2 protein-coding genes are annotated in these 4766 nt (G+C 61.5%); one reads left to right on the top strand and one right to left on the bottom strand.

Annotated features, from left to right (window positions below):
• A partial coding sequence (locus tag U9R81_RS07420) for a Calx-beta domain-containing protein (protein WP_322494861.1) occupies positions 1–3143 on the top strand: 3143 nt, incomplete at its 5' end.
• Between the two features lie 80 nt (positions 3144–3223).
• Here the strand turns inward: U9R81_RS07420 and ptsP are convergent.
• On the bottom strand, positions 3224–4766 hold a 1543-nt coding region (gene ptsP, locus U9R81_RS07425; protein ID WP_322494862.1), incomplete at its 5' end, for a phosphoenolpyruvate--protein phosphotransferase.

Consider the following 4766-nt stretch of genomic DNA (forward strand, 5'->3'; position numbering starts at 1 on the left):
ACGAAGCTCCGGTGGGAACGAGCTACGACATCACGCTGCTTCACGTTGCCGGCGGTGGCGACCCGAGCTACGCGGCATTACCGCCGGTGCCGCTGATCGTCACGATTGTCGAGAATGATAACGCCGGTCTTGCCTTTAACCCGGCCACGCTGACCATCGTCGAAGGTTCACCCGGCAGCTACGCTATCACGCTCACCAACGAACCGTCTGCAAATGTGATTGTAACCATTGACGGGCAAGGCTTCCTGTTGATTAATGGCAACCCTACCGCAACCCTTACCTTCACCCCGGCCAATTGGAACACGCCGCAGACGATCAGTGTGCTGGAACCTGATGTTGATCAAATCGCGCAAGCGGCGCGTAATCGGATTGTATTGCACACCACGATCAGCCTCGATCCGGCCTACGACGGCCTCAGCCTTGGGCTGCCGGTCACGGTGGTTGATGACGATATTCCGGGGATCATTCCTAGCGCCGCCGACCTTACCGTCACCGAAGGCAGCAGCACCAGTTATACCATCGAGTTGGCGACGCAGCCAACCGGCAATGTTGCCGTTACGATTAATGGTCAGGGAGTAGCGTTGATCAACGGTATGGCAGTGGCAACGTTTACCTTTACACCGGCCAACTGGAGCACGCCGCAGTTCGTCACGATCTTTGTGCCCGACGACAACATTGCCGAAGCGACCCAAACTATCTTGCTGCCGCACACGGCAACCAGCGCCGATCTGTTCTACGATGGCCTGATCGGGCCGGCAGTCGAGCTGACGATTCTCGACAACGACCTGCCCGGCTTCATTGTTATGCCACCACCGGCGCCGTTCATCGTCTCGGAAAACGGCGACAGCGTGACGTTCCAAATCCGGCTCGCCAGCCAACCCACCGCGCCGGTGCAACTGAACATCTCGGTGAGCAATCCGGCTGAGGGCAGCGTGACACCGAACAGCATCATCTTTGATGATACGAGCTGGAATACTGATGCGATCTTGATCGTCAGCGGAGTCGATGACACGCTCGACGATGGACACCAACCGTTTACAGTGCAATTTGCGCCGGCGATGAGCACTGACCCATTCTACAACGGACTTGCGCCAATCAACAGAAACGTTATCAACCGCGATAACGAACCGGTGCGCATTAGCATCAACGATGTCATCCGGCTAGAAGGCAACAGCGGCGTTGCCAACGGCAACTTCATTGTCAGTCTCAACCGCGTCTCCGATCGCGATGTGCGAGTTGATTATGTGACCATTGACGGCACTGCCGCCGCCGGATTTGATTACAACGTCATTGCCGGCACACTGACCATTCCCGCTGGCCAGTTGCAAGTTACTCTACCGGTGGGCATCATCGGTGACACCTTACCGGAAGCCGATGAATTCTTCATCATCAATCTGAGCAACCCGCGCGCAACATTGCCCGGCCAGCCGAGCATCTTCGCCAGCGACGAGACGGTCGTGATTGCCGATGGTGTGGGAATTGGCACGATCCGCGACGATGATCCGCCGGCGGTGCGCTTTGCCAGCAATGAGTTCTTCGTCAACGAGAGCAATGGCGTCGCTACGGTCACGGTGACGCTTAGCCGCGCTGAGGCCACGCCCGTCACAGTTTCCTACGCAACGGTGGCGGGGGGCACAGCCCAACCTGGCGATGGCTCGACTGCTGCGCACGACTATGCGCCGGTCAGCGGGGTGCTCACATTTGTCCCCGGCGTGACGAGCCAGAGCTTTACGATCCCGCTCTGGAACAACAATGCTGCTGAGGCGCCGCTAGAGACGATCATCGTGACGATCAGCGGGCCAAACGGTGCGACACTGGGTGATCCGGCCACGGCTACGGTCACGATCATTGATACCAACCCGGCGCTGTTGACCCAAAATCCGACCGCGTTGCAAACAGCCGGCCCAAGTTATACCGCCTTCGGGTGGAACTTCTACGGTGTGAACGAAGGCGCTTCGCTAGTGCGGATCGATGTGCCGTGCGGCATTACCGGCAGGCTAGCGGTTGAACTGCTCAGCCCATCGATCAATCCGGCCGCAAACCCGTTTGACGTAATCCGTGATGCGGCGGAAACGACGACGTATGCCTTGTACCGTATGCCGGACGGCTGGCAAGCAAGCAATGGTTATCCGCCCACCATTGGGACGTTAGTCACGAGCGCCAACTATGCGCCGAACACCGGCGATGCCACCACATGGGTAAACCTAGCGGGCATTCCCGATCCTACGCCGTGCGGTGTCTATATCTTGCAGGCCAGCGTACCCAACAACGACACCAACGGCTGGGCCATGCGCAGCGGCTGGGCCGGCAGCGGCGCACCGGCCAGCGACCTCGATGGACTCCCCGGCAGTGGCGATGAGATCACGCAGGGCATCTTGCGCCAGACGCTGCGCCATCCGCCGGGAACGCCGGTTTGCACCACCTTCTACCAATATGTGGCGCCGGGCCTGAGCAGCGTCACCTTCCATAACTTTGATCTCGAAGGCAACCTCACCAACAGGGCATGGGTGCGCTACTATCCACCCGGATCGCTCTATGATCCTACCGGCCAGACCGGGGGCATTGCCGGTACGGCTTCGGCTGACGGGCAATGGAACAACGGTACGGCAACCACCCGTGGCGGCGATGTGATCGCATCACCGCAACCGGGGTGGTGGCGAATTGTGACCTGTACAAACCACTCTACCGCCGAGAATTACTTTATTCAGGAAGGGCAAACCGGCGTGCCAATCTATCTGACCCCGCCGCCGGCCCCCGCATTGGCGCTGAACGCAACGCCTGTCCCGACGACCGTTACCGCCGGCGGCAGCGCCACTCTGACCATTGCCTACACCAATCAAGCCAGCGGGCCGGCTGCCGGCGCAGCGCGCAACCTCCAACTGACGATCACCTTATCCAATGGGATCGGCTTTAGCGCGGGGGCCTGCGCTGCTCTTCCCGGCCCGTGCAGCATCAGCGGGCCGGTCATGACGATTGATGCGGGGCTCGTCGCGGCAGGAGCCGGCAACACGTTGAGCATTCCGCTCAGCGCCGGCGCGATTCCAGTTGGCGCCGCGCCGATCACGGTGCAGGCAACCGCGACTGATCAGATTGGCAATCCGTACCAGTGGCAAACCACGGCCATCGTGCGGGTGGCGCCGTAGCAGCAAGAGTGCAAACAGTACGGGCAGGTTTGAAGCCTGCCCGTGCGTTTCTAGCCACCTCTATCCGCGCCACTCTGCGCTTACGGCTCTCGCCCAACCGCCTGCACAGCCGCAGCTTGCGCCTCGGCCCACGTGATCTGGGCCAATCGTTCTTTGACGGCTGGAATGCTGGCCGGCGCCATACTTAACTCATTGAGACCCAAGCCAACCAACGCCGGCGCTGCGTCCGGATCGCCCCCCAGTTCCCCGCAGACACCAATCGGAATACCGGCCTGCCGCGCAGCGCGCGCAGCCAATTCGATCATCCGCCACACCGCCGGATCATCGGCGCGATAACGCGCCGCCAGCGTAGCATGGCCACGATCGACGGCGAGCGTATACTGGGCCAAATCGTTGCTGCCGATACTGAAGAAAGCGGCGTCACGCGCCAATTGATCGGCCAGCACCGCGGCTGCCGGCGTCTCGATCATCACTCCCAACGGTGGATTAGGGCGATGATCAATGCCGGCTGCAGCCAACGCCGCTGCCGCTTCCTGCACCTGCGCGCGCGCCCATGCCAGATCAGCCGGCGTCGCAACCATCGGCAGCATAATCCAGATATCACCGTGAACAGCCGCGCGCAGCAAGGCGCGCAATTGGGTTTGGAAGAGATCAGGCCGCTGCATCGAGAGGCGTAATCCGCGCACGCCGAGGAACGGATTCGCTTCTGGTGGTAATGGCAGGTACGGCAACGGCTTATCACCGCCAATATCGAGCGTCCGGATCACAATCGGACAATCAGGCAATTCAGCCAACACTGCCCGGTAGGCAGCGTATTGCTCATCTTCATTAGGCGGCGTCGCTCGATCGAGGAAGAGAAACTCGGTGCGAAACAGCCCAACCCCTTCTGCGCCGTGCTCCCGCGCCAGCCGGGCCTCAGCCGGACGGCCAATATTAGCCCACAACGCCACCGGGCGGCCATCGCGCAACTGGCTAGGCCGATCGCGCAACGCCGCGCGCCGCTGCCGGGCAGCGTGCAATGCCGCCATGCGTTCTTGCGCCGCCTGCAACGCCGCCTCATCAGGATCGATCAACACCGTCGCCGCATCGCCATCGACCAACAGACTCGTTCCATCTGGCACATGCAAGATCGCCTCGCCCACGCCAACGACCGCCGGCACCCCACGCGCGCGGGCCAGAATGATCGTATGGCCAGTCGGGCCGCCGCCGGCGGTGGCAAACCCAGCCACGTGATGAGGCAAATCAACCGTTTCAGCCGGAGTCAAATCATCGGCGACAATAATTGCACCGGGAGGCATGGGTGGCGGCGCATGATCGCCAGCCAGCGCGCGCAGCAATTCAAGGCCGACCGCCGCCATATCCGCCGCCCGCTCGCGCAAATACGGGTCATCTAGTTCGGCTAGCACGGCCTGCATCTGGGAGACAACGGTTTGAATCGCCTGCGTCAGCGGTTCGCCTTCGAGCACGAGTGCGGTGATGCCATCGGTCAGCGTTTCGTCTTCTACCAGTAGTGCCTGCGCATCGAACAGATCGGCTTCACGGAGACTGGCAGCCCGTTGGCGTTCTGCCAGCGCGCGCAACCGGCCCGCAGCGGCCCGCTGCGCAGCGTGGAACCGAGCGAGC

It is taken from the genome of Chloroflexus sp. (assembly GCF_034435895.1).
GTDB lineage: Bacteria > Chloroflexota > Chloroflexia > Chloroflexales > Chloroflexaceae > Chloroflexus.